The following is a 23,738-nucleotide window of genomic DNA, read 5'->3' as shown; positions in this document are numbered from 1 at the left end:
ATGTGTGTCGGAGTTCCTGCAAGAGTGATAGAAAAGAATGAATTTACTGCGGTAGTTGATGTATTGGGAACGACTACTATGGTGGGAATCATTTTTATTCCGGAAGTAAAACTTGGTGAATATGTCATTTTACACGCGGGACAGGCAATGTCAATCATTGATGAGGAATACGCTAGACAAAGCGTCGCGGAATGGAGGAATCTCATAGATGTTAGAACTCCTTAAGCAATCTTCTAGTACCGAGATTTGCAGGCCTTTGGCTGAAGCTGTAAAGGAAAAGGCCAGGGAATTTTTCAGGATACATGGCAGAAAGCCGGCATTTATGGAAGTATGCGGTTCACATACAATGGCACTTGCTAGGTCAGGGGTTAAACAGGCAATAGCAGATGAAGTTAATTTAATCTCCGGCCCAGGCTGCCCTGTCTGCGTCACAGACCAGAAGTCTATTGATGCTATGATTGCATTGGCAGAAGGGGAGGGAAGAATCATTTGCACCTTTGGAGATATGATGAGGGTGCCGGGATCTAAACAAACACTGCTGTCCGCCAAGACAGCAGGAAAGGATATCCGTGTATTGTATTCGCCAACTGATGCAATAAAAATTGCTGAGCAACGACCAGAAAAGGAAATTGTTTTTTTAGGCGTAGGGTTTGAGACGACGATTCCGATCCTCTCACTGCTGGTTGAAGAAGCTGTATCAAAAGGACTCGAAAACTTCAGTGTGTGGATGACAACAAAGCTTGTTGAACCCATTCTTCGTCATTTGCTTGATCTTGGGGAAATTCAGCTCGACGGCTTTCTCCTTCCAGGACATGTATCTATCGTTATAGGGGAGGATTCTTATAGCTATCTAGCGGAGGAATATAGGATATCAGGAGTAATTACGGGATTTGAGCCAGCCGAATTGCTTAGTGGAATTTACAAACTTCTTAATCTGGCCATCAGCAATGAGATAAAAATCGTAAACGATCACAAAGCAATTGTGACCAAAAAAGGGAACCTCCTTGCCCAGGAGTGGATGCGAAAGTATTTCGTATTTAGCGATGAAGCATGGCGAGGTATAGGAATCATTCCTGGCAGCGGATTGGACTTGAAGAAAGAATTCGCCAAATACGATGCGAAAAGGAGATTCAAGGTTAACCCAGGGGAACCAAGAAAAACAAAGTGCAGGTGCGGAGAAGTGATCAGAGGGGTGATATCTCCAAATGAATGCAGCTTATTTGGCAAGGCATGCAAGCCTTTGAACCCGATTGGTCCATGTATGGTTTCGGCTGAAGGAAGCTGTTCTGCTCATTATCAATTCATGAGGGAGAGTTAATAATGGAAAAAGTAATCAGTCTAGCTCATGGTGATGGCGGTGAGTTAAGCCATAGATTGATCAAGGAGGTCTTTGTAAAGTCATTTGGGAATAAAACGGAGTCGATGCACGATGCTTCTACTCTGGAGATTCCGGGCAGCAATATTTCCGTTACGACCGATTCTTTTGTGATAAAGCCTTTATTCTTTCCGGGTGGATCCATCGGAAAGCTTGCTGTTGCAGGTACCGTCAATGATTTGGCTGTAAGTGGTGCAGTTCCCTTATTCCTGACATGCGGCTTTGTGATAGAAGAGGGATTTCCCATTGCCGACCTTAAGAAAATTACTGTAGATATGGCGGAAGAAGCCTGTAAGGCGGGGGTGAAAATTATTGCCGGTGATACAAAAGTGGTGGAACGAGGAAGCGCTGACGGTGTATATATTAATACTACAGGCATAGGAGCCATGGATAGAAAACGCGGCAACAGCCTTCATTTTAAAGAAGGTGATGCTGTCATTATTACTGGAACAATCGGTGACCATGGAATTGCTGTCCTTACTTCAAGAGGTGAACTTGGAATTAATGTCCCGATAGAGAGTGACTGCGCATCTCTAAACCATATGCTTGCAAAAGTATATGAAAATTCCATTGGGGTAAGGATTGTTCGTGATCCAACACGTGGCGGGCTTGCTACTACTCTAGTAGAAATTGCTGAAGATTTTTCACTTGAAATTGTCATTAAAGAAGAAAGTATACCTGTAAAGGATCAGGTGCATGGAATGTGTGACCTGGTTGGATTTGACCCATTGTATTTAGCTAATGAGGGTAAAGCGATCTTAATTGTTTCTGATGAGGAGAAACTCAGTATATTGAATATGTTAAAAGAATTTCCGGAGGGGGCAGAGTCTGTTGTAATTGGTGAAGTGACCGGCATAGAACGAGGGCGTCTCCTGTTAGAGACGCCAATTGGATCAAAAAGGCTTCTTAACAGGCTTTCTGGGATGATGCTGCCCCGAATATGCTGATGTCGGAAAACAAAAAGCAGGTTATCTGGCTCCCCGTTATCAATATCTTAAAGTAAGTCAGAAGGACAGTAAAAAAATTTTATTATCCGCACAAACAGACACATTTCGACCGTGATTTGGGGTATAATATAATCAAACGGGTGTAAAAGAGGATTGATACTTTGCTATTCAAAAGCCTAGAGTTCAAAAACGTTGTTGGACAGAAGGTTAAAGTCGTTGATATTCCTGTATTGGAGGAAGAGAGCCCCTATTATTTTATGATCCAAGTCCGTTTGCAAACTTTCATCACATCGATCTATCAGGAACGAAACGCCAAGAAATTTTATTCATTCAAGGAATATTTAAAAAGAGCAATAAAGTGGCCAGATTACGAACAGTTATTTAAGTCGGCCGAATTAAAAAATAACGCATAATGGTTTACCTTTGAAGCGCCTGGATAGGCGCTTTTATTCTTTATAGGCATACTTTTTCTCTGAATTTCTCCCCTTAGGATTCACTTTGTGATTATCTGATAAAGAGTCTTCCAAAAAGTATAACGATCCAGTGAGGGATATAGGTGGAAATTGACAATAGGCTGTACCCAAAACATCTTGTTAGCACGGGGGATAGATGTAATAGCAACTAATATTTTTATTTTTTTAAAAAGAAAATGTATAATAAATATAGTGTTTTTTGATAGGGATGTGAATTTATGACTAAAATCAAAATTGTGACAGATTCCACATGTGATTTAAGTGATGATTTAATTAAAAAAATGGGCATTACCGTAGTGCCTTTATCCATTTCCATTAATGGAGAGAACTATTTAGATAGAGTTGATATTACTCCAAAGGAATTTATCGAAAAAATGAAAGCTTCTCCTGAATTGCCAAAAAGTTCACAGCCACCTGCTGGGGAATTTCTTAAAGTGTATGACCAGTTGGGCAGCGAGGGGTATGAAGTGATTTCAATCCATATGACTGGCGGGATGAGCGGTACGGTTCGTTCCGCAGAAAGTGCGGCGCAAATGACTTCTGCCAAAGTGAATGTAGTCGATTCGAGATTTATTTCAAGAGCATTGGCTTTTCAAGTGCTCGAGGCAGCTGAAATGGCATCTTCGGGTAAGAGTGTAGAACAAATACTTACCAGGTTGGATGCTGTCAGGGAACAGACTCGTCTTTTTGTAGTGGTTGATACCCTCGAAAATTTAGTGAAGGGCGGAAGGATTGGAAAAGGCAAGGCATTGATCGGTTCATTATTGAACATTAAACCTATTGCTTCGCTTGAAGGTGGAGAATACACACCTGTTTCCAAGGCGAGGAGCCACTCGCAGGTTGTTAAATATCTAAAAAACCAGTTCTCGGAGGATGTCAAAGGCAAGAAAATCAAAGGTGTTGGCCTCGTTCACGCCGAGGGTTTGAAGTTGGCCGCCACACTTAAGGAGGCAATCCAGGAAGCAACAGGTTATGAAGATATAGACATTGAGGACACTACACCAATTATAAGTACACATACAGGTGTTGGCGCAATCGGGTTTATGTATTATTTTGAATAAGGTTCTCCATTTCGGTTTGATAAATACATAGCATAGCTAAAGTTAATGAGTAATAGATTGAAACAGAATTATATTATTTTTTAAAGCCAAAGCGGCAAGGTCCTGAACATTATGGGTTCAGGACCTTTTTCTTTTGAGGCTGAAAACAGGATTTATAGAAGATTTCGTCGAATACTCACAGTAATTCATTTTTCAAACGAATGGAATGTGACAATTCACTTATGAAGCTTAATATAAAAAACATGCCATTGTTCAATAAAATATTGCTGTTCTCCTTTATGATCACCACACTCGTAGTGGTGTCGACCATAGGAAGCAGTTTTTACCTCCAGGCTAAACAGATGGAATCCCACATGAAAGACAGGGTAGAAGGAGTAGCTGGCCTTTGGTCTTCTACACTTTCTCCTGCTGATATAAAGATAGCGGCAGAAATGAAAAATAACGCTAATCCTGCCAGTATGCGTCTGGTGAAACTTCTTACAATGGTAAATAACAACAATGCCTCATTTCTCGGAGCCTATCTGGTTTTGCCTGATATTTATCCTAATAATAAAGTATATATTCTGGCAGCATCAGACGTTTACAAAGAGTATTCATTCGAATCACTTATGTATTATGATGCGGGGAACGAATTCATGGATGCCTTCAGAAAAGCAAAGGAAGGAAAAACGATTACAAGCACAGGGATTTTCAAAGATCAATATGGGTCATGGATTTCCTCCTTTTCTCCTATTATGGATGAGAAGGGAAATGTGGTTGCCATTCTTGGCATCGATGCAAAGGCTGCGATCATCAGAAACAATCAAACGGAAATACTGAAAATTTTGCTGATAGAATTGACTGTCATTATTTTTCTGGTCTTTATTACTTTGAATTGGGGACTGAAAAGGGTGCTGAAGCCCGTAAATGATTTGTTTTATGGAATCAAGGAAATCAGCACGGGCAATTTCAATGTCCGGCTCCCAGTTCAAGACCAGTCGGAACTTAGCTTGTTAAGTGATCGTTTTAATGAAATGGCTGCTCAGCTTTCGCAATTGTTTGAACGGGTTTCCGCGGCGTCTAAGCAACTGGGACAATCATCAATGAATGAAAGTGATTCGCTGCTTTTAGAAGAAGCCATTAATACGATGGAGGATATTTTCGAAAGAACCAAACTGCAGCAGGAGCTCCAGAGGGCGGAAAAAATGAATGCGATTGGACAGCTTGCTGCATCCGTCGCACATGAAATCAGAAATCCGATGACAGTCGTCAAAGGCTTTCTGCAAATTTTTCTTGCAAAAGACATGAGTGATGAAGAGCATATGTTTTTAAAGCTGATGATAGAGGAGTTAAACAGAGCGGAAACCATCATAAATGATTATTTGAGTCTGGCAAAACCTGATGTTGACAAGCTGGAGGTTATTGATAGCAGGGATATGGCAGAAAAAGTGATGGATTTGATGACCTCATATGCAATGATGTCTAAGAATATTTCTTTACATACTGAAATTAAAGAAGATATGAAAATCAGGGGCAATAAGAATGAATTAAAGCAGGTTCTGATCAATATCCTGAAAAATGGCATAGAGGCGATGAAGAACGGAGGCAAGTTAAGTTTGATTTTGGAAAAAAAGGTTCATATGGTGTTTTCATTATTCAGGATACTGGCATTGGCATGACGGAGGATGAGCTTTCAAGACTGGGAACCGCATTTTATTCTCTGAAGGAACGTGGTACGGGCATGGGATTGATGGTCTGTTACCAGATTGTTGAACGGATGAAAGGGCATATTAAGGTATCCAGCAAAAAAGGTGAAGGTACAACCTTTGAGATCATGGTCCCATTATTAATAGAAGGGTCTGAGTAAATCCAGGAGCTTTTAAATTTTTGCCATCATTTTTCATTACCCTCAATATACATAAAAAGGGGGTGTCAGTTATGGTAAAAAAAGTGCTGTTCTTCAGTGATTTTGGGATTGATGACAATCTAGCCATTTTATATGCGTTCTTCAATAAAGAAATTAAAATTGTTGGTGTTGTGGCTGATTATGGAAATGTTTCCAAACAGGACGCCCTTCGGAATGCAGCCTATATCCAAGAACTTACTGGCATTCGTGATGTTCCTGTTTTCGCTGGTGCAGAATTGCCGCTAACCGGCAATCCGCCGCAATTTTATCCAGACGTTCATGGGACAGAAGGTTTAGGCCCTATAATACCGGAAATGGATATAGATCTCTCGCTTGAGAACTTCCATGGAATCAAGGATGTCATCGAACAAAATCCTAATGAAATCATCATCGTGAATGTTGGCAGACTTACTTCTCTGGCTACAGCTTTTATCCTGTATCCTGAGACGATGAAAAAAGTGAAGGAATTCTACCTGATGGGCGGCGCATTCAATGAACCAGGAAATGTAACACCCGTTGCAGAGGCGAATTTTTATGGTGATCCGTATGCTGCCAATATAGTTTTGAATCAGACAGCAAGAAGGGTGAAAATCATTCCTCTCAATGTGACTAGCGGCTCAATTGTTACACCCGCTTTGATCAATGAGCTTGATGCTTATTATCACGCTGTCGGAAGCAAGGTTGGACAACTTGTAAAACCGATGTTTGATTACTACTATAAATTCTATAAAAGTAGGACTCCTAAATTGACTGGCGCCCCGCTGCATGATGTCCTTACTCTCTGGGCGGTTGTTAATGAAGATCATATCATATACAGAGATGTACCAGTAAAAGTCATCGTGAATGTTGGCGAAGCATTTGGCCAAAGCATTGGAGATTTCAGGAACATGGAAGACAAAGCTGAATTCCCGTTTCATAAAGTGGCTGTTAATTTCAATTATCCTGAATTCATAAAGGATTTTTTCCAAACGATGAAAAACTCCAAAAGTACTGAGGGCAATCATTAAGTCGCGACAATTATTTTGACTGTTTTCGCATATCTTTTTCTTTCTTCTCTCAAAAACGTTTGCTAGAATGATTGTGGACAGAATTAGAGAGAATGCAGGTGATTGTATGAAAAAGGGTATTTTATTTTTTGTTTTAGCAGCGGTGATAGCACTTGCTGCTGGATGTGGAAATAGCGGACTAAAGGATGCCAAGAACTATCCGATCGAAGATTTCAAGTTTACCGACCAGGATGGTCAGCCTTTTAGCAAAAAGGATCTTAAAGGGAAAGTCTGGGTAGCTGATTTTGTTTTCACTAATTGTGCGGACGTGTGTCCTCCGATGACGGCTAATATGGCAAAGCTTCAAGACATGATAAAAGAAAAAGGCCTTGAGGATGTCGAAATTGTCTCATTTAGTGTGGATCCTACTGTAGATAAGCCGGAGGTCTTAACTGAATACGGCAAGAAGTTTAATGTAGATTTCAAGAATTGGCATTTCCTAACTGGCTACTCTCAGGAAGAAATAGAAAAATTCGCACTTGAAAATTTCAAGACGATTGTTAAAAAACCACAATCAGGTGACCAGGTTATTCATGGAACTGATTTTTATCTTGTAGATCAGAATGGTGACATGAGGAAATATTATACAGGCCTGAAAGAAGTTCCTTTCGAACAAATCATAGAAGATATAGAAGCACTGCAATAGGCCATCAAATTGGCCTGTTTTTTTTGCTTTTGTTTTTGTTTAATATAAGAACAATGTCCATAAAAATTTTTAGGTTGGGACGTATTTGTTATAATAGGAATACGTTTAAAGGCAGGTGAACTGGATTGAAGAAAAAACTCACCTTACTTTATTTTATTCTGGCCGTTGTTTTAGTCTCTTGCAGTTCGTTTGAGAGCTTGCAAAAAGGGAATCTTAATAAAGTTAAGGAAACTGGATTGGAATTGAAGGATGCCTTGCCTTCTTCATTTTTTCCGAAGGATTTACATATAGTGGCTGCCGGAGACTCGCTTACACAGGGAGTGGGTGACAGTACCAACTCAGGAGGCTATATCCCTTATTTAGCTCAGCAGCTTGAACAGGAAAAGACCATCAGGAATGCGAATTTCGAAAATTTTGGAGTAAGAGGTAACAGGGCAGACCAGCTGCTGAAAAGGCTAAAAAGCAAAGAAATAGATGCTTCTATCGAGGATGCTGACTTGATTATTTTGACGATCGGCGGTAACGACTTGATGAAGGTGGTGAAAGAGAATTTTTCCAGCCTGAAATTGAATCTTTTCAAAGCTGAACAACAGATATTTAAGGAGCGGCTGCAATCAATTTTCACTTTAATCAGAAAGCAGAATCAAGAGGCTCCAATCGTTTTGATTGGACTTTATAATCCGTTTTACAATTGGTTTGCTGATGTAAAAGAAATGAACCAGATTGTAGACGAATGGAATAGACAAAGTCAATCATTGGTCGATCAGGATGGTAATGCCTATTTTGTCGATATTCATGATATTTTCCTTAACAATGAAGAAAACTTGCTTTATACTGATTATTTTCATCCAAATGACCGCGGCTATCAATTGATTGCAGACAGGGTATATGGAATCCTGAGTCAGGAAGTGGTTGATTCCCAAGAGAATTGACCGCAAATAGATAGGGAAGAGGAGTTAATAGTTTTATGAAAAACAAATGGAAGATTGGTTTTTTTATATCATTAGGGCTTATCGCCGCAGTAATTTTATTTTTGTATATCCTGATCGCGTCACCTGCTGAAGATTCAAAGATGGAGCCGGTTAAAAACATCCAGGATTCGGAGGATGTCGCTTTCAAAGTGGCAACAAATAAGCGTGATTTGAACAGAGTGATCAATCATTATATTGAAGAAGAAGGAAAGAACAGCAAAATCGATTATCAGGTTTTGCTTACTGATGAAGTAGAACTTTATGGAACCTTTCCGCTTTTCAGTGAAGAATTGGAATTAAGACTAACATTTGAACCAAAAGCTTTGGAAAACGGGGATCTGGTCCTGAATCAGAAATCGATTTCTGTTGGCCGTCTGCGCCTGCCAGTTTCAACAGTGCTTAAATTTGTCCGCGACAGCTACGACCTTCCTGAAGCAGTCAGTATACAGCCAGAAGAGGAAAGAGTTTATGTATCTATGCAGAGGCTTAAGCTTAAAAGTGACATTAAGGTAAAGGTAAATGAATTCGATCTTATAAAAGACAACATCAAATTCACGTTGTTCGTTCCTGCTAATTAGGCGCTCCTGTGTGGAGTGTCTTTTTTTATAGTAAAAAAGTGATTATATTGTCAAAGGAATTGGAAATGAAAATAGGCCGGTGGTCCGGCCTTAGGCAATCAGCCTTGTAATAGCAAAACCTCGAGAGGCGGTTCACCTTTTACCGTCCCGACAGCCACTATTGAATATGAGTTATTCGGATCTAGCTTAACATCAGGTATCGTCATGACAGTGTTCTTCGTACCAGCTACTCTTACCTCGAGTGTGACAGTCATTGGAGTCAAGCCTAAATATGTCGTGGCTTGCCTGAATGAAACATTCGGGAAAATAATTCCTCCATTTTCACCTGCAATGTCCACTGCTGGCGCATCCGGGGACAGGTGGATAAACCTTGCCTTTGATTCACCGATTGGTGTCATTGGCTGGTCTTCAAAAGTAAGCAATCTTAACTTTGTGTCAGGACCACTGATAGCGGCCGTATAAATTCTTGCTGGCTCAATTGTGATTTTTTTGCTGATGATCGTCGATACCGTTTTACCGGCAGGATAGATATCTACCTGATACTTCCCTGGAGCAAGCTGCATGTGGCTGCTGTTATTTTTATAATCAAAGTCGCGCAGAACTCTGCTTCCATTGATATAGATATCAACTAATTTCACGTCAGGAGCAGCATGCAAAAAACGCAGCCTGCCTGGGATTGTGGTTTCCGGTCGTGCAGGGACTGTGTCTGAGCGTATTAATTGGACTGCTTTCTTCATGTTTCGAAGGTGTTTATGATAATACATGACATGCAGATTTGGATCTAGGTATTTATAATAGTCAGCCAATAATGAATACATAGTAGCTTTATGCAAGTAATCATTTTGGTTTCTTTTATGAGCCATACCCCTCACTCCTAATGTGTTCGTTCTCCACTCTAAATTATGCAAAATGGGCATGTCAGGTGTGAATGAGTCATAAACCGCAATTTTCATTAAAAAATAGGCTTTACAACAGGAATGAATTTCCATATACTATAATTAATTAAACGAGAGGCAGGTGGAGTGCAATGAGAAAATTATCAATTGTTTTAAAGCTGACTATTACTGATTGCACAGCCCACTAACCTAAGCGGATCAATTGACTAATGTCTTTTTGTCTACATGCTTAAAACCATGGGCTGTGTGTGCCTGTGGTTTTTTATATTTTATAAGCATGATGGAGGAAAAAAATAATAATGATGAAACTTGAACAATTTGGTTTGACAGAAGAAATTAAAAGTCATTTTGAAGAATTTAAGATTAAAGGATATGAGCTTGGGAGGATTGCATTAGAGCATAAGCATTTGTACAGGGTATGGCTGGATGAGGGTGAATATTTGTGTACTCTTGCAGGCAGGCTGACTTACGATGCTGTAAATCGTGAAGACCTGCCCGCTGTTGGGGATTGGGTCGTGATAAAAACATCACCAGGAGAAAAGAAAGGCGCCATCCACGGGATATTGCCGAGAAAAAGCAAATTTTCACGTAAAGCTGCAGGCATGGTAACAGAAGAGCAAATTGTTGCTGCCAATATAGATACAGTTTTTATCGTCAATTCATTGAATGATGACTTGAACCTGCGAAGAATTGAAAGATACTTGCTTCTTGCCTGGGAAAGCGGAGCAAATCCAGTAATCATATTAAGTAAAGCAGATTTAACAGCTGAGCTCGATGATAAAATCCAACTGGTAGCTGCTGTGGCTCTTGGTGTGCCTGTGATAGCCGTAAGTGTGCTGGAGAATACAGGCACCGAGGAATTGAAGGAATTCCTATCCCCAGGCAAAACAGTAGCCCTTATCGGGTCATCGGGTGTAGGGAAATCAAGTCTGGTCAACTTTCTGACTGGTTTTCAAAAACAGGTAGTCCAGGAAATTCGGGTTAACGATGATAAAGGAAAGCATACGACTACACACCGCGAAATGATCCAGCTCCCCGGCGGCGCCGTGCTTATCGATACACCTGGAATGAGGGAAGTCCAGCTTTGGCAAAGTGATGAGGGAATCAGCGAAAGCTTTGCAGATATTGAAGAATTTTCCTCTTCCTGCAGGTTCCGTGACTGCAGCCATAATAACGAACCAGGATGTGCGATAAGGGCTGCCATCAATGAAGGGGTGTTGGATGAGAATCGGTTCAGCAGTTATAAAAAGCTGCAAAAAGAGCTTGCCTATATAGACAGGAAGGTCGATAAAAAGGCACAAGCCGATGAAAAACGCCATTGGAAAAACATCAATAAAGAAATCCGCCAAAAAACCAAATTCAAAGGAAAATAAACTTAACCTCTTCTTCGGAAAATGTTTGAGCTTGTCGACAAAGATACAGGTAACAAATCAGTTATTGAAACCTGTTGATTGGAGTGGAAGGCGCGTAGACTCCTCCGAAAATGCTAACGCATTTCCATCGTGCGTGGGCAGGCTCGAGGAAGCTATTCAATGTCCTGCGGGCGCAGCTGGACAGGTGAGACCCCGCAGGAGCGAAGCGACGAGGAGGCTCAGCGCCAGCCCCGCGGAAAGCGAAGCGACCGGAACGGAAATGAACAGACCTTTTATACTCCCCACATAATATGAAAAACTGCAGACAAGCTCGCTTTAATCGAGTTTGTCTACAGTCTGTATCCTCTTCTACGGAAGAGGTTTTTTTGATGTGTTAGAAAAAGACTTCTGAATGTGTTTTTTGCTTTAAAAGTTATACAATAGGGAATAAGTATTTGAGTAGAGTGCTTTTTCGTCATTATACGAAAGAAGCCTTAAAGGAAGAGGTGTGATTATGGAAAAGGATAACCGGGAGCTTGCCACATTTGCCGGAGGCTGCTTTTGGTGTATGGTTAAACCATTTGACCAGCAGCCAGGGATTATAAGTGTTGAATCCGGCTACACTGGCGGCACGACAGTAAATCCTACATATGAAGAGGTTTGTACAGATACAACCGGACATTATGAAGCAGTTCAGATCACTTTTGATCCAGCTGTATATCCTTATGGTAAGCTGCTTGAACTGTTTTGGCAGCAAATCGATCCTACAGATGCAGGAGGCCAGTTCTACGATCGCGGCCAATCGTATCAAACCGCTATTTTTTATCATAGTGAAGAGCAGCGGAGGCAAGCTGAAGAATCGAAAAAGAAACTGAATGAAAGCGGCCGGTTCTCAAAGCCGATCGTAACGGAGATTTTACCAGCTAAAGAATTTTATCCTGCAGAGACCTACCACCAGGGATTTTATAAAAAAATCCGGAAAGGTACAATTCATATCAAAAAGGTTCCGGAAGAGAAGCATTTATCCAGAGGCACTGGGGGGGAAAAGAATAATGAAGAAAAACCAGGAGGAGTTAAAGCAAAGGCTGACTCCAATGCAGTATGAAGTAACCCAAAATAACGGAACGGAACCTCCATTCCGAAATGAATATTGGAATGACTTAAGAGAGGGTCTTTATGTTGACATCGTCTCAGGAAAGCCATTATTCAGTTCACGTGATAAATTTGATGCAGGCTGCGGATGGCCGAGTTTTACAAAACCAATCGAAGAGGAAGAAGTCATTGAAAAGAAAGACTTAAGCCATTTTATGGTTCGGACAGAAGTGAGAAGCAAAACGGCTGATTCACATCTGGGACATGTCTTTGATGACGGTCCAGGTGAATCGGGACTTCGTTATTGTATCAATTCAGCTGCATTAAGGTTTGTGCCAAAGGAGAAATTTGCGGAAGAAGGCTATGAGGAGTATCTAAGGCTATTCCAGGATCAAGATAAATAGGAAGTTGGAAGGATGAACGTCATGTTTAAGAAATTGTTTGGGAAGAAAGAAGAACCAGTAAAAACAATACAGATTCTTGCACCGCTGAGCGGCAATGCTGTCAATCTCGATTCTGTACCAGATCCAGTATTCTCTGAAAAAATGATGGGGGATGGCATTGCGATTGAGCCATCAGAAGGCATTGTTATATCACCCGTAGATGGTGAGATCATGCAGATTTTCCCGACTAAGCATGCAGTTGGCATCAGAGCTAAAAATGGTGCGGAAATATTGATTCACATTGGATTGGAAACAGTCTCGTTAAAGGGTGAAGGCTTTGAAACCCATGTTCAGCAGGGTGATTCTGTAAAGGCTGGAGACAAGCTGGTAAGCTTCGATATGGCCACAATAAGTGAGAAGGCGAAAAGCACTGTAACACCGATCATCATTACCAACACTGATCAGGCGGCTTCATTAAACTTATTAACCGAAGGGAAAGTAGAAAGAGGGTCCACTCCGATCTTGGAAGTGACTTTTAAGTAAACGGTTCGAAAAATCCCCGATTAAGGAAATAGCCGCTGTCCATTCAGCGGCTATTTTCACTTTTTGTGTTTTCAGCATTCTTTGAAGTCATTCCACCTGAAAGGATGAACTTCATTGCATCTTCAGGCTTCACATCAATAATTTCAATTTCATTCCTCGGGATCAGGAAAGTGAAACCGGCTACCTGGAATGTTTGGGGAATGTACACAGCTACATGCTCGGATAATGGTTCATAGAAGGATTCCAAATTTTCGGTTGTGATAAAGCCAAGGCTTTTCATTTTTGTTCCTGGAACAGTAACCAATGCCACCTTTGAGAAGGACTTCTTGTCACCAAGAAAAGAATGAACCGTGTCTTTTATGACTGAATACACTGTTTTAACAAAAGGGATTTTCTCAAGCAGTCTGTCAATCAGTTTAATAATGCTTCCAGTAATGAAGCGGGTGGATAGCCATCCTAAAATGGTAATCAGGATCAAAGTAGTCAGGAGACCGATCCCAGGAATATAACTATCCTGGAAATGTGGCTTCAGCACATTTCCAAGCAGGCTGTCTAAAAACATGAAGGTTTTATATATTACATAGACAACTAGAATGATTGGAACGATGGTCAGAATCCCATTGATAAAATTTTTCAATAAACTTTTCATGTGGTTCTCCTTATTCTTTTTTATGGAAGTAACATACTCTTTTTCAGGGTATATTTCAATTTCAAATATTATTAACTTTCTTTTTCTTTTGCCACGATGATTGAAATAATTTGCAGCAATGAATTGTGTGATGTGTTTCTTATAGACACATCTTCAGTCGCTTCGAACCTGACTAAGTGGTGTCCATCCTCCAGGCCGCTTGCAATATACAAGTGCCGTTCCCGCGAAAATGGCCACCAGGTAGAAAGGGTTCTGACAAATTCTCCGTCTATGTAGACATTCATCATCCCGCCGATTTCACTCCGGATTACATTTACCCCAATGATTGGACCATCGAATTCATATTCTAGGTAATCTCCAGGCTTTCTGCTGACATAGCTTCCAATATCAGATTTAAAGCCTTTTTGATCTGCAACATCTGCTTTTTCTGCCAAATAAAAATAATCATTCTTGGTTATAGGTTTTGGGTAATTCGCAATGTCCGTTTCGTTCCTTATATTCTTTTTGATTAATTCGAAGACAGAATTGGCATATAACCGGTATCCATTCCCATTTGGGTGGACCATATCGGAAGTGAGATGCTCGGTAAGCATTCCAGATTCCTTAAAAGGGATTCTCATATCAAGGCATTTAGCCCCGTAGTGTACAGAAATCCTCTTAATTGCGTCCGCAAAGGGTTCTTGCTTCAAAGGACTTTCGACAATTGTAATGATCTCTGCGCCTTTGTTAAGCTCTTTTGCACTCCTTAAAAGCTTTTCATAAAAAAAAGTAAATTCCTCTGGATCCATGAATTTTCTGTCATTTTCACCAAAAACGATAAAAATGAGGTCCATATTCTGTAGTTTTGGGGAGCTTTGCATTTTGTAAAGTCCTTCGAATGCCGTTGCGCCGCTTTGGACCACCAAATGGCGCCTGCCTCTTGAGCCCGAATAATCCTTTATTTGTACCTCAAGCTGATTGAACCATCGCAATTCCTTTCTTTCCGCGCCAGATCCCCTGCCGATGCTGTCACCGATTATTAAGTAATTAAACGGTTCCCCTGCCTCAATCTTTTTGTATACGTTCAGATCCTCTGATAAATAATGTTCAGATTGTAAAATCATTATATAGATAACAACAGTCAGAATCATGACACTTAAGATTTTTATTTTAGTACTTTTCATGATGAGATAACTCCTTCGAAAACTGCATATCACATATTTACCTTATTTCCTTACTAAAGAAAAGAGTTTTTTAAATTATTTTTACAATTCATAAATTAAAAAAAATAGGCTAATGCACAATCGGGTCAAGTACCCATATCATAACGTAAAGGGAAAGCAATTCAAAAACAAACGAGGAGTGGTTTTAATGTACGGATACGATAATGCCCCTATGCCAGTTCAAGGCGTGCAAGGTACTATGTGCCATGGAGGTTACCCTTATGCAGGAGTAGCTGGAGTTGGATGCGGCTATGGTTATGGTGGTTTTGCTTTAATCGTAGTATTGTTCATTTTGTTAATCATCATCGGCGCCTGCTGCACCCACATCTGGTAATTCGGCAGAACGCTGAAAAAACTATATAGAATCATTTTGATCATGAGAGACTGCCGCAGCTACGGGCAGTCTTTTTTTAGTTTTAAGAATATAAAGTTTTCCTCATAAAACACGAACGTTCAAACCTTGGTTTTGTTAAAAGTTCGTGATTTGCGTTGACTATATACAGCGTTTTTGTTATATTTACCAAGGGTTAAGCAAAAAACAATTAGGCGGGGGATACTTAAATGAATACGAACTATGATGTAATCGTCGTTGGAGCAGGACCAGCAGGAATTTTTACATGCTACGAATTAACATTAAAAATGCCTGGAGCAAACGTTTTGCTTATCGATAAAGGACACGATATTTATAAAAGAAACTGCCCGATTCTACAAAAGAAAATTGAAAAATGCCCGCCGCCTGCAGGGAAAAAGGATTTTGCGGGCTGTTTGCCAGCTTGTTCAATTACGAATGGATTTGGCGGAGCAGGTGCTTATTCTGATGGTAAATTTAATATAACAAGCGAGTTTGGCGGCTGGATGACGGATTATCTTCCTGATTCAAAGGTTGTTGAACTAATTAAATACGTAGACCAAATCAATCTTAAACATGGAGCTACAGAAAACATAACAGATCCAATGACAGACAAAGTCCGTGATATTGAACGCAGGGGGTATGCTGCAGGATTGAAGCTGCTAAGGGCTCAGGTGCGCCATCTCGGAACCGAACAAAATCTTGAAATTTTAAAGAATATTTTTGAATACTTAAAAGAAAAAGTCGAAATGGCCTTCAAGACAGAGATTGAGGACCTTATTACTGAACAAACTCAGGACGGTCACAAGGTCTTGGGTGTTGAACTCAAGAATGGAGAAAAAATCTTTGCGGATAAAGTCGTTATTGCACCAGGTAGAGACGGATCAAAGTGGCTGACGCAGATACTCAAAAAAAGACGCTTAAAGATGATCAACAACCAGGTCGATATCGGGGTTAGGGTTGAAACATCAAATGTAGTTATGGAAGAAATTAATGAGCATTTATATGAAGGCAAGTTCATTTTTAATACATCTGTTGGGACCACGGTCAGGACTTTCTGCAGCAATCCTTCTGGCCATGTAGTAGTAGAAAATCATTCAGGAATCATGCTGGCTAATGGACACGCTTATAAAGACCCCAAATTAGGCAGCCAAAATACTAATTTTGCGCTGCTCGTTTCGCACACATTCTCTGAACCATTTGATAAGCCGAATGAGTATGCTCACGAAATTTCACGTTTGGCCAACAGTCTTTCAAATGGCGGGCTGATTGTCCAGAAATATGGCGACATTTTAAAGGGACGCAGGTCCACAGAAAAGAGAATCAAAGAGGGATTTTTAGAGCCGACGATGAAGGAAGCTGTTCCAGGAGATTTAGGGCTTGTCCTTCCTTATAATACACTTAAGAGCTTGATTGAAATGACTGAAGCATTGAATCAAGTCACTCCTGGTCTCGCATCAGAACACACTTTGTTCTATGGTGTGGAAGCAAAATTCTATTCTGCCAGACCAAAGCTCAATGACAGGTTCGAAACAGAAATAAATGGCCTGTATGTTGGAGGGGACGGAGCAGGAATTACAAGAGGTCTGGCTCAGGCAAGTGCATGCGGTGTATGGATCGCGACAGATATTATTGAAAAGTCAAAAACAAATAAGCGGATGGAACCAGTCCTGGTTTAAACTTACTTACACCTTGCCTCTTCTTTGGTAAAATTACTATATAAAAAGAGAAGAGGCGGGGTAACAATGTTTGCACCTAAATTATCACCCGGGGATGAAATCAGGATTATTGCACCATCGACAAGCATGATCATATTAAAGGAAGCCCAAATTAACCTGGCAGTAGACCGGTTAACGAATCTGGGATTCAAGGTGACTTTCGGAAAAAATGCAGAGGCACATGATGAGTTTTTCAGTTCGTCGATTTCAGAAAGAATTGAGGATTTGCATGAGGCATTTGCTGATAAAAATGTAAAAGGTATTTTAACAGCGATTGGCGGCTACAATTGCAACCAGCTTTTAAAATATTTAGATTATGGCCTGATCGCTTCAAACCCAAAAGTCTTCTGCGGATTCAGCGATATAACTGCTTTACAGCTGGCTATCTTTAAAAAAACACGACTGGTGACTTATTCAGGTCCTCACCTGTCCAGCTTTGGCGTAAAACATGGATTTGAATACACGCTTGAATCATTTTTGGATGCTGTTACCAATGATGCTCCTTATGAATTAAATCCTTCAGCAGTTTGGTCTGACGACGCATGGTATCTCGACCAGGAAAATCGGGTCTTTCACGAACAAAGCGGGTATACAATCCTTCAAGAGGGCGAAGCCGAGGGAAAGATTATCGGGGGGAACCTTTGTACAATGAACCTCCTGCAGGGAACTGAATTCATGCCTTCGCTTAAAGACAGCATCCTGTTTATTGAGGATGACGAAGAAAGCCATTCACGGAGCTTTGACAGAGATCTTCAATCATTGCTGCACCTTCCTGATGCAGGATCCATAAAGGCTTTGTTAATCGGACGATTCCAAAAGAATTCTAATATCACAGAGGAAGCGTTAAAAAAGATAATCACAAGCAAGGAAGAATTGAAGAATATTCCTGTAATTGCAAACGTGAATTTTGGCCATGTCCAACCTTTCGCAACAGTACCAATTGGAGCTTTTGCTTCGGTAAAAGCATACGATAGGGAGACTGAAATTTTTATTGAGCAAAAAGAATAATCCTAAACAAAGCTGAGGCACCTTTTGAAGGTGTCTTTTTGCGTTTGGGTTTATATGTTTTTATCCAAGGAACGAGGTTTTCTCATGGAGCCTTTAAAAAGGTTTTAATCCTGCATGTCATCGCTAAATTTTTGATCTCTATGAAAGATTTAGGCTTTCATTTCATACAATTTACAGAATGTCCAAACTTTTTGAATTCGATTGCGGTGAAATGGAGTGAGAATATGAAGCCGTCCTACTTGATCAAACCTGCCCTGGATGAAAGCTACCCAGAAATTGACTATGGCAAAGGAGTCTACCTTTTTGACAAAGATGGAAAACAATATCTTGATGCTTCTTCCGGGGCTGTTACAGCAAATATCGGACATGGGGTGGAAGAAATCATTTTAGCTATGCATGAACAGTCAAAGAAAGTTTCATTTGTGTACAGGTCACAATTCACAAGTGAGCCCGCAGAAAGGCTGGCACAAAAACTCGCAGATAGCATGCCGAGCGACCTGAATTGGAGTTTCTTTGTAAACAGCGGATCAGAGGCTACTGAAACGGCATTGAAAATTGCCATTCAATACTGGCAGGAACAGGGGATCAAGTCAAAAACAAAAATCTTGTCAAGGTGGATCAGCTACCATGGAATTACTCTGGGAGCTTTGTCGATGTCAGGGCATCCCGGAAGAAGGGCGAGGTTTGTTCCCCTGCTTGAAGAATTCCCTTCTATATCACCACCATATTGCTACCGCTGCCCTTATCAAAGCACTCCTCCAGAATGTGGTTATATGTGTGCGAGTGAACTTGAAGCTGCCATTAAAAGAATTGGAGCTGACCATATAGCTGCCTTCATCGCCGAGCCTGTCATCGGGGCTGCAGGCGGCGCAATTTCCCCGCCGGAAGGCTACTATAAAACAATTAAAAGAATATGTGATGAAAACAATATTTTGTTCATTGCTGATGAAGTAATGACAGGATTCGGAAGGACGGGAACGATGCTTGCCTGCGAACAGTGGGGTGTCATTCCTGATATCGTGGCCCTGGGAAAAGGAATGGGAGCTGGATATGCGCCAATCGCAGCGACAATGGCGAGCGACCGTGTCATGGAACCGATAATTAACGGTTCAAAAATTGTGATGAGCGGTCATACACTCAGTGCCAATCCGCAATCGTGCGCAGCCGCGCTTGCCGTACTTGAGTATTTGGAAAAAAACGAGATTTTTAAAAATGTAGATTCAAAAGCGGTGTATTTGAAAAATAAACTTAAAAAACTGAAGTCACAGTTCCCTTTTATCGGTGAAGTAAGGGGGAAGGGATTGCTGATTGGACTGGAATTCGTCAAGGTTCCTGAAGCAAGGTTACCGTTCGAAAGAAGCGTGAAACTAACCGACATGCTCGTAAAAGCCGGAAGAGATAAAGGGATACTGCTTTATCCGGCTGGTGCAGGGCTCGATGGCCTGTCTGGGGATGCGATTATCATCTCACCACCTCTTACAATTACAAAACGAGAAATTGATGAATTGGTTTCGCTATTGAAATCCACTTTTGCTGAAGCATATAAAATACTAGGATTGCCAGAAGGAAATGGAGTTGAAAATTAACATGGAAAACCCATTTGGTAAAATTGGAACACTGGAGCAGGCGATGGAACACTTTCACGATGGTATGACATTGATGTTTGGTGGATTTGGAGGAGTCGGTTCACCGCCGAGCCTTATTGACGGTATTCTTGACAAAAATATTAAAAACCTAGTACTGATTGGTAATGATACTGGTTTCCCTGAAATCGGAATTGGAAAAGTTGTCAGCCGGGGAAGGGCTAAGAGGATCATCGCTTCCCATATTGGTTCTAACCCAGTGGCCGGCGAGCTGATGACTAACGGGAAATTGGAAGTGGAGTTTTCGCCTCAGGGAACATTGACAGAAAGAATCAGGGCTGGGGGAATGGGCCTTGGTGCTATTTTAACCGATGTAGGTGTCGACCATGATTTTGTTTCAAAAGGCAAAAAGACAATGAATCTGAACGGCAGGGACTATTTGGTCGAAACAGCTCTGACTGCAGAAGTTTCAATCGTCTATGCGAAGAAGGCTGACCCGTATGGAAATCTTGTATTTGATAAAAGTGCACGAAATACCAACCCGCTTGTCGCTATGGCAGGGAATTTCACTATAGCTGAGGCTGAGGAAATCGTGCCACTTGGCAGCCTTGATCCCGAGGAAATTGTGACACCTGGAGTTTTTGTCGATATGGTTATTCCTTCAGAAGGAGTGAATTGGAAATGGGCATGGGAGTAGATCTCAGGAATAGAATGGCTAAACGGGCATCCGAAGAAATATCTTCAGGAATGGTAGTCAATTTAGGGATCGGCATACCTTCACTTGTTCCAAATCACCTTTCTGCCGACTTGAATGTCATGTTTCACGCAGAAAATGGAATTATCGGCATGGGAGAGTCTCCTGAAAAGGAATTTGCGGATGAAAATTTATGCAACGCCGGAGGTTTTCCGGTTACGGTACTTCCAGGTGCTTCCTATTGTGATAGTGCTGTGGCATTTGGGATGATCAGGAGAGGAAGGGTTGATCTCACCATTCTTGGCTCATTGCAAGTAAGCCAAAAAGGGGATCTCGCAAACTGGATTGTTCCGGGAAAGAAAATACCCGGAATTGGGGGAGCAATGGAACTGGCACAAAAAGCAAGGAAAGTAGCAGTATTAATGAATCATACTGACAAAAATGGAATTTCTAAAATAGTAGAAACATGTACTTTGCCATTGACAGCATCAAATTGTGTAGACATTGTGATTACTGACCTTGCTGTTTTTAAGATAATAGAAGGTTCGTTAACTTTGACTGAGAGATTCGCTCCATATACTGTTGCTGACATTACAGCCAAAACGGCATGTGATTTTTTCATCGCACAAGACATCCGAGTCATCGAATATTAAAAGGAGCTGATATCGTGAGTTCTGCTGATCAAAAAGTACGGAAATATATTACTGAAAATAGAATCAGAGGAACACGTTTATTGCAAAAGCTTGTACAGGAGGGAAGCACTAGGGGAAATGAAAGTGGAGCGCAGGCAGTGATCATCGAAAAATGTCGAGAGCTTGGTCTTGAAATGGATATATGGGAAATCGGCGGTGATGACCTGACTTCCCACCCTGCATTTTGCTCTGACCGCAAGGACTTCAGAGGAAACCCAAATGCAATCGGGGTTATGAAAGGGACAGGCGGAGGCAAATCCATGATCTTAAATGGCCACATCGATGTGGTCCCTGCCGGAGATCTAAAGGATTGGGAACGGGATCCATATAGCGGCCATATCGAGTGCGGCAAATTGTATGGGCGAGGGGCAACAGATATGAAGGGTGGCACGGCTGCTCTATTAATGGCAATGGAAGCGATCAAAAATGCCGGCATCCAGTTGAAAGGCGATGTCATATTCCAAAGTGTCATCGAAGAAGAAAGCGGTGGTGCTGGTACTCTGGCATCCGTTTTACGCGGCTATAAAGCGGATGGAGCGATTATTCCAGAGCCAACGAACTTTAAAGTATTTCCTAAGCAGCAGGGTTCAATGTGGTTCCGCATTTCTGTAAAAGGAAAAGCTGCCCACGGCGGAACCAGGTATGAAGGAGTCAACGCGATTGAGAAAGCGATGCTTGTTATCGAAAGATTGAGAGTGTTGGAATCAGATAGAAACGAAAGAATAACTGATCCTTTATTTCGGAATATTCCGATTCCGATTCCAATCAATATAGGAAAAATCCATTCCGGGGATTGGCCTTCATCGGTTCCGGATCTCGCAATAATCGAGGGAAGGATGGGTGTTGCGCCGAATGAAACCCAGGAAAACGCAAAGCATGAAATGCAAAAGGCTTTAATCAGCGTTTGTGCTGACGACACATGGTTAAAAGATAATGTGGCAGAGTTGGAATGGTTTGGAGCAAGCTGGCTTCCAGGGGACCTTGATCCAGAACATGAATTGATTCATGTACTGTCACAAAGTTATAAAAATGTGAAAAAAAGTTTGCCGCCAATTGAGGCTTCACCTTGGGCGACCGATGGAGGAATACTTTCAAAGGTTGGAGGGGTGCCTGTCGTTGTCTTTGGGCCAGGAGTAACGGAAACCGCTCATCAGGCGAATGAATATATCAGGCTTGAAGATGTTTTTGACGCGGCTGAAATTATTGCATTGACGCTTCTGGAGTGGTGCGGTGTCACTGAATTATATTGAGGGGGAACTATCCAGTGGGAGATATAAAAATAAAAACCGCGATTCCAGGACCGAAAGCAATCGATTTGCTGAAGAGAAAAGAGAAGAACGTACCATTTGGACCGTTTAACACCATTAAAACATTTGCTGAACAAGGGGAAGGTGCGTTACTGACAGATATCGACGGTAATACTTTCATTGATTTTGCCGGAGCCATTGGAACGCTTAACGTCGGCCATTGCCCGCCAGCAGTCGTAAAAGCCCTTCATGAGCAAATCGATCGCTATCTTCATCCGTGTTTCCATGTCATGATGTATGAACCTTATATTGAATTGGCAGAGATGCTGAATAAAATCACTCCCGGCACCCATCATAAAAAGTCATTTTTCTTAAGCAGCGGAGCGGAGGCTGTAGAAAATGCAGTAAAAATAGCAAGGAAATTCACAGGCCGAAAAGGGATTATTTCATTTGAACGTGGATTCCATGGCAGGACATATATGGCGATGTCACTAACGAGCAAGGTAAGGCCATACAAATACCAGTTCGGCCCCTTCGCACCAGAAACATATAAATGGCCATATCCTGTGTATTCTCAGGAAAACAGCATGACATCCGATGCCCTCGATGCCTATATGCTTAATAAATTTAATACATTCTTCCTAAGTGAGGTACCTCCAACGGAAATTGCTGCTGTCATTATGGAGCCTGTTCAGGGGGAAGGCGGCTTTAACATCCCATCAAAAACCTTTGTGCAAGGCGTGAAAAAGCTTTGTGAACAGCATGACATCCTGTTCATTGCAGATGAAATCCAGACGGGCTTCGGACGGACAGGGAAATTATTTGCGATGGAACATTTTGATGTGGTTCCCGATTTGATGACCATGTCAAAGTCTATCGCTGCAGGACTGCCAATCAGTGCAGTAACAGGCAGGGCGGAAATCATGGATTCAGCAGGCACTGGAGAGATTGGGGGAACTTTTGGCGGAAGCCCTCTTGGTTGTATTGCCGCGATAGAAGTAGTTAAAATGATAGATGAGCAGAAGCTGCTTGAAAAAGCAATTTCTTTTGGGGAGAGGTTTAAGGATAGGTTCGGACAGCTTGCTGACTGGTCTGGTGTGAAGTGTGATGTCCGCTCACTTGGAGCAATGTGCGCGATTGAGTTCTTTGACAGAGAAGGCAGACCAAATTCGCAGCTGGTCCAAGAGATACTCAATAAAGCGCACCAGCAAGGCTTAATTTTGATGAGTGCTGGATTGTATGGAAATGTAATCCGGCTGCTGGCTCCTCTCGTCATAACTGATGAGCAAATTAAAGAAGGCTTTGATGTACTTGAAGCGGCAATTATTGATTGCTGCAAGCAATAGGA

Annotated in this window: 25 protein-coding genes and 1 pseudogene; 23 read left to right on the top strand and 3 right to left on the bottom strand. The window is 41.5% G+C overall.

What is annotated here, in order from left to right; genetic code table 11:
- The 11 genes from AABM38_RS14905 (at position 1) to AABM38_RS14855 (ending at position 8,982) form a co-directional block, all read left to right on the top strand.
- Positions 1 to 225: a HypC/HybG/HupF family hydrogenase formation chaperone gene (locus AABM38_RS14905; protein WP_423407139.1), complete on the top strand. Its 225-nt coding sequence runs from the start codon at positions 1 to 3 to the stop codon at positions 223 to 225.
- Positions 209 to 1,318, top strand: a complete 1,110-nt coding sequence (gene hypD, locus AABM38_RS14900) for a hydrogenase formation protein HypD (protein ID WP_423407138.1) — start codon at positions 209 to 211, stop codon at positions 1,316 to 1,318. The genes AABM38_RS14905 and hypD overlap by 17 nt, the downstream gene beginning before the upstream one ends.
- Before the next feature lie 2 nt (positions 1,319 to 1,320).
- Complete coding sequence (hypE, locus tag AABM38_RS14895; RefSeq protein WP_423407137.1) at positions 1,321 to 2,322, top strand: hydrogenase expression/formation protein HypE; 1,002 nt, start codon at positions 1,321 to 1,323, stop codon at positions 2,320 to 2,322.
- A gap of 161 nt (positions 2,323 to 2,483) precedes the next feature.
- Entirely contained in the window at positions 2,484 to 2,735 is a 252-nt protein-coding gene (locus AABM38_RS14890) for a DUF2535 family protein (RefSeq protein ID WP_207499688.1), read from the top strand.
- A gap of 278 nt (positions 2,736 to 3,013) precedes the next feature.
- A complete protein-coding gene (locus tag AABM38_RS14885; protein WP_423407136.1) occupies positions 3,014 to 3,856 on the top strand; it encodes a DegV family protein in 843 nt (280 codons plus the stop codon).
- A 221-nt stretch (positions 3,857 to 4,077) separates the two neighbouring features.
- Entirely contained in the window at positions 4,078 to 5,514 is a 1,437-nt protein-coding gene (locus AABM38_RS14880; RefSeq protein WP_423407135.1) for a histidine kinase dimerization/phospho-acceptor domain-containing protein, read from the top strand.
- Positions 5,487 to 5,702 carry an ATP-binding protein gene (locus AABM38_RS14875; RefSeq protein ID WP_423410756.1) on the top strand — a complete coding sequence of 72 codons (216 nt, stop codon included), beginning with the start codon at positions 5,487 to 5,489 and terminating at the stop codon, positions 5,700 to 5,702. The genes AABM38_RS14880 and AABM38_RS14875 overlap by 28 nt, the downstream gene beginning before the upstream one ends.
- A gap of 71 nt (positions 5,703 to 5,773) precedes the next feature.
- Entirely contained in the window at positions 5,774 to 6,748 is a 975-nt protein-coding gene (locus tag AABM38_RS14870; protein ID WP_423407134.1) for a nucleoside hydrolase, read from the top strand.
- Positions 6,749 to 6,854: 106 nt separating this feature from the next.
- A complete protein-coding gene (locus AABM38_RS14865) occupies positions 6,855 to 7,433 on the top strand; it encodes an SCO family protein (RefSeq protein ID WP_423407133.1) in 579 nt (192 codons plus the stop codon).
- 125 nt (positions 7,434 to 7,558) lie between these two features.
- The gene (locus AABM38_RS14860; RefSeq protein ID WP_423407132.1) at positions 7,559 to 8,365 is read left to right on the top strand and encodes an SGNH/GDSL hydrolase family protein; all 807 of its coding nucleotides are present in this window, start codon (positions 7,559 to 7,561) and stop codon (positions 8,363 to 8,365) included.
- Between the two features lie 35 nt (positions 8,366 to 8,400).
- A complete protein-coding gene (locus tag AABM38_RS14855) occupies positions 8,401 to 8,982 on the top strand; it encodes a YpmS family protein (RefSeq protein WP_423407131.1) in 582 nt (193 codons plus the stop codon).
- A 98-nt stretch (positions 8,983 to 9,080) separates the two neighbouring features.
- On the opposite strand, the gene AABM38_RS14850 is transcribed toward AABM38_RS14855, so the two are convergent.
- On the bottom strand, positions 9,081 to 9,845 hold the full coding sequence (locus AABM38_RS14850; RefSeq protein WP_423407130.1) for a DUF4397 domain-containing protein: 765 nt from the start codon (positions 9,843 to 9,845) through the stop codon (positions 9,081 to 9,083).
- Positions 9,846 to 10,180: 335 nt separating this feature from the next.
- Between AABM38_RS14850 and rsgA the strand changes: the two genes are divergently transcribed.
- The 4 genes and pseudogenes from rsgA (at position 10,181) to AABM38_RS14830 (ending at position 13,248) form a co-directional block, all read left to right on the top strand.
- Entirely contained in the window at positions 10,181 to 11,251 is a 1,071-nt protein-coding gene (gene rsgA, locus AABM38_RS14845; RefSeq protein WP_423410755.1) for a ribosome small subunit-dependent GTPase A, read from the top strand.
- Positions 11,252 to 11,744: 493 nt separating this feature from the next.
- Positions 11,745 to 12,283: pseudogene (gene msrA, locus AABM38_RS14840) on the top strand (peptide-methionine (S)-S-oxide reductase MsrA).
- A complete protein-coding gene (gene msrB / locus AABM38_RS14835) occupies positions 12,283 to 12,726 on the top strand; it encodes a peptide-methionine (R)-S-oxide reductase MsrB (protein ID WP_423407129.1) in 444 nt (147 codons plus the stop codon). Before msrA ends, msrB begins: the two are co-directional and overlap by 1 nt.
- 21 nt (positions 12,727 to 12,747) lie before the next feature.
- On the top strand, positions 12,748 to 13,248 hold the full coding sequence (locus AABM38_RS14830) for a PTS sugar transporter subunit IIA (protein ID WP_423410754.1): 501 nt from the start codon (positions 12,748 to 12,750) through the stop codon (positions 13,246 to 13,248).
- Positions 13,249 to 13,291: 43 nt separating this feature from the next.
- On the opposite strand, the gene AABM38_RS14825 is transcribed toward AABM38_RS14830, so the two are convergent.
- Together AABM38_RS14825 and AABM38_RS14820 are read right to left on the bottom strand one after the other, a co-directional pair.
- Positions 13,292 to 13,897, bottom strand: a complete 606-nt coding sequence (locus AABM38_RS14825) for a DUF502 domain-containing protein (protein WP_423407128.1) — start codon at positions 13,895 to 13,897, stop codon at positions 13,292 to 13,294.
- 71 nt (positions 13,898 to 13,968) lie between these two features.
- A complete protein-coding gene (locus AABM38_RS14820) occupies positions 13,969 to 15,060 on the bottom strand; it encodes a GDSL-type esterase/lipase family protein (RefSeq protein ID WP_423407127.1) in 1,092 nt (363 codons plus the stop codon).
- Positions 15,061 to 15,247: 187 nt separating this feature from the next.
- Here AABM38_RS14820 and AABM38_RS14815 point away from each other — a divergent pair, with 187 nt between their 5' ends.
- The 8 genes from AABM38_RS14815 (at position 15,248) to gabT (ending at position 23,736) form a co-directional block, all read left to right on the top strand.
- Positions 15,248 to 15,433: a YjcZ family sporulation protein gene (locus AABM38_RS14815; RefSeq protein WP_423407126.1), complete on the top strand. Its 186-nt coding sequence runs from the start codon at positions 15,248 to 15,250 to the stop codon at positions 15,431 to 15,433.
- 227 nt (positions 15,434 to 15,660) lie between these two features.
- The gene (locus tag AABM38_RS14810) at positions 15,661 to 17,127 is read left to right on the top strand and encodes an NAD(P)/FAD-dependent oxidoreductase (RefSeq protein WP_423407125.1); all 1,467 of its coding nucleotides are present in this window, start codon (positions 15,661 to 15,663) and stop codon (positions 17,125 to 17,127) included.
- Between the two features lie 66 nt (positions 17,128 to 17,193).
- Positions 17,194 to 18,174: a S66 family peptidase gene (locus AABM38_RS14805; protein ID WP_423407124.1), complete on the top strand. Its 981-nt coding sequence runs from the start codon at positions 17,194 to 17,196 to the stop codon at positions 18,172 to 18,174.
- A 224-nt stretch (positions 18,175 to 18,398) separates the two neighbouring features.
- Positions 18,399 to 19,760: an aspartate aminotransferase family protein gene (locus AABM38_RS14800; protein ID WP_423410753.1), complete on the top strand. Its 1,362-nt coding sequence runs from the start codon at positions 18,399 to 18,401 to the stop codon at positions 19,758 to 19,760.
- A 1-nt stretch (position 19,761) separates the two neighbouring features.
- The gene (locus tag AABM38_RS14795; protein WP_423410752.1) at positions 19,762 to 20,454 is read left to right on the top strand and encodes a CoA transferase subunit A; all 693 of its coding nucleotides are present in this window, start codon (positions 19,762 to 19,764) and stop codon (positions 20,452 to 20,454) included.
- Positions 20,439 to 21,104 carry a 3-oxoacid CoA-transferase subunit B gene (locus AABM38_RS14790; RefSeq protein WP_423407123.1) on the top strand — a complete coding sequence of 222 codons (666 nt, stop codon included), beginning with the start codon at positions 20,439 to 20,441 and terminating at the stop codon, positions 21,102 to 21,104. Before AABM38_RS14795 ends, AABM38_RS14790 begins: the two co-directional genes overlap by 16 nt.
- A gap of 14 nt (positions 21,105 to 21,118) precedes the next feature.
- Positions 21,119 to 22,393, top strand: a complete 1,275-nt coding sequence (locus AABM38_RS14785) for a peptidase (RefSeq protein WP_423407122.1) — start codon at positions 21,119 to 21,121, stop codon at positions 22,391 to 22,393.
- 14 nt (positions 22,394 to 22,407) lie between these two features.
- Positions 22,408 to 23,736, top strand: a complete 1,329-nt coding sequence (gene gabT, locus AABM38_RS14780; protein ID WP_423407121.1) for a 4-aminobutyrate--2-oxoglutarate transaminase — start codon at positions 22,408 to 22,410, stop codon at positions 23,734 to 23,736.
- Positions 23,737 to 23,738 lie beyond the last annotated feature (2 nt).

The organism is Heyndrickxia sp. MSNUG (genome assembly GCF_049532715.1).
Taxonomy (GTDB): domain Bacteria; phylum Bacillota; class Bacilli; order Bacillales; family Cytobacillaceae; genus Mesobacillus.
Note: the sequence above shows the minus strand (reverse complement) of the source record. Positions and strands in the feature narration are given on the sequence as shown.

What these genes read in the sequence shown, in the direction of transcription:
- AABM38_RS14850 (WP_423407130.1), bottom strand. Translation starts at nt 9,845, where the DNA reads ATGGCTCATAAAAGAAACCAAAATGATTACTTGCATAAAGCTACTATG.
- hypE (WP_423407137.1), top strand. Translation starts at nt 1,321, where the DNA reads ATGGAAAAAGTAATCAGTCTAGCTCATGGTGATGGCGGTGAGTTAAGC.
- AABM38_RS14795 (WP_423410752.1), top strand. Translation starts at nt 19,762, where the DNA reads ATGGAAAACCCATTTGGTAAAATTGGAACACTGGAGCAGGCGATGGAA.
- AABM38_RS14800 (WP_423410753.1), top strand. Translation starts at nt 18,399, where the DNA reads ATGAAGCCGTCCTACTTGATCAAACCTGCCCTGGATGAAAGCTACCCA.
- AABM38_RS14855 (WP_423407131.1), top strand. Translation starts at nt 8,401, where the DNA reads ATGAAAAACAAATGGAAGATTGGTTTTTTTATATCATTAGGGCTTATC.
- AABM38_RS14805 (WP_423407124.1), top strand. Translation starts at nt 17,194, where the DNA reads ATGTTTGCACCTAAATTATCACCCGGGGATGAAATCAGGATTATTGCA.
- AABM38_RS14830 (WP_423410754.1), top strand. Translation starts at nt 12,748, where the DNA reads ATGTTTAAGAAATTGTTTGGGAAGAAAGAAGAACCAGTAAAAACAATA.
- msrB (WP_423407129.1), top strand. Translation starts at nt 12,283, where the DNA reads ATGAAGAAAAACCAGGAGGAGTTAAAGCAAAGGCTGACTCCAATGCAG.
- AABM38_RS14885 (WP_423407136.1), top strand. Translation starts at nt 3,014, where the DNA reads ATGACTAAAATCAAAATTGTGACAGATTCCACATGTGATTTAAGTGAT.
- hypD (WP_423407138.1), top strand. Translation starts at nt 209, where the DNA reads ATGTTAGAACTCCTTAAGCAATCTTCTAGTACCGAGATTTGCAGGCCT.
- AABM38_RS14905 (WP_423407139.1), top strand. Translation starts at nt 1, where the DNA reads ATGTGTGTCGGAGTTCCTGCAAGAGTGATAGAAAAGAATGAATTTACT.
- rsgA (WP_423410755.1), top strand. Translation starts at nt 10,181, where the DNA reads ATGAAACTTGAACAATTTGGTTTGACAGAAGAAATTAAAAGTCATTTT.
- AABM38_RS14825 (WP_423407128.1), bottom strand. Translation starts at nt 13,897, where the DNA reads ATGAAAAGTTTATTGAAAAATTTTATCAATGGGATTCTGACCATCGTT.
- AABM38_RS14880 (WP_423407135.1), top strand. Translation starts at nt 4,078, where the DNA reads ATGAAGCTTAATATAAAAAACATGCCATTGTTCAATAAAATATTGCTG.
- AABM38_RS14815 (WP_423407126.1), top strand. Translation starts at nt 15,248, where the DNA reads ATGTACGGATACGATAATGCCCCTATGCCAGTTCAAGGCGTGCAAGGT.
- AABM38_RS14820 (WP_423407127.1), bottom strand. Translation starts at nt 15,060, where the DNA reads ATGAAAAGTACTAAAATAAAAATCTTAAGTGTCATGATTCTGACTGTT.
- AABM38_RS14865 (WP_423407133.1), top strand. Translation starts at nt 6,855, where the DNA reads ATGAAAAAGGGTATTTTATTTTTTGTTTTAGCAGCGGTGATAGCACTT.
- AABM38_RS14810 (WP_423407125.1), top strand. Translation starts at nt 15,661, where the DNA reads ATGAATACGAACTATGATGTAATCGTCGTTGGAGCAGGACCAGCAGGA.
- AABM38_RS14870 (WP_423407134.1), top strand. Translation starts at nt 5,774, where the DNA reads ATGGTAAAAAAAGTGCTGTTCTTCAGTGATTTTGGGATTGATGACAAT.
- AABM38_RS14790 (WP_423407123.1), top strand. Translation starts at nt 20,439, where the DNA reads ATGGGCATGGGAGTAGATCTCAGGAATAGAATGGCTAAACGGGCATCC.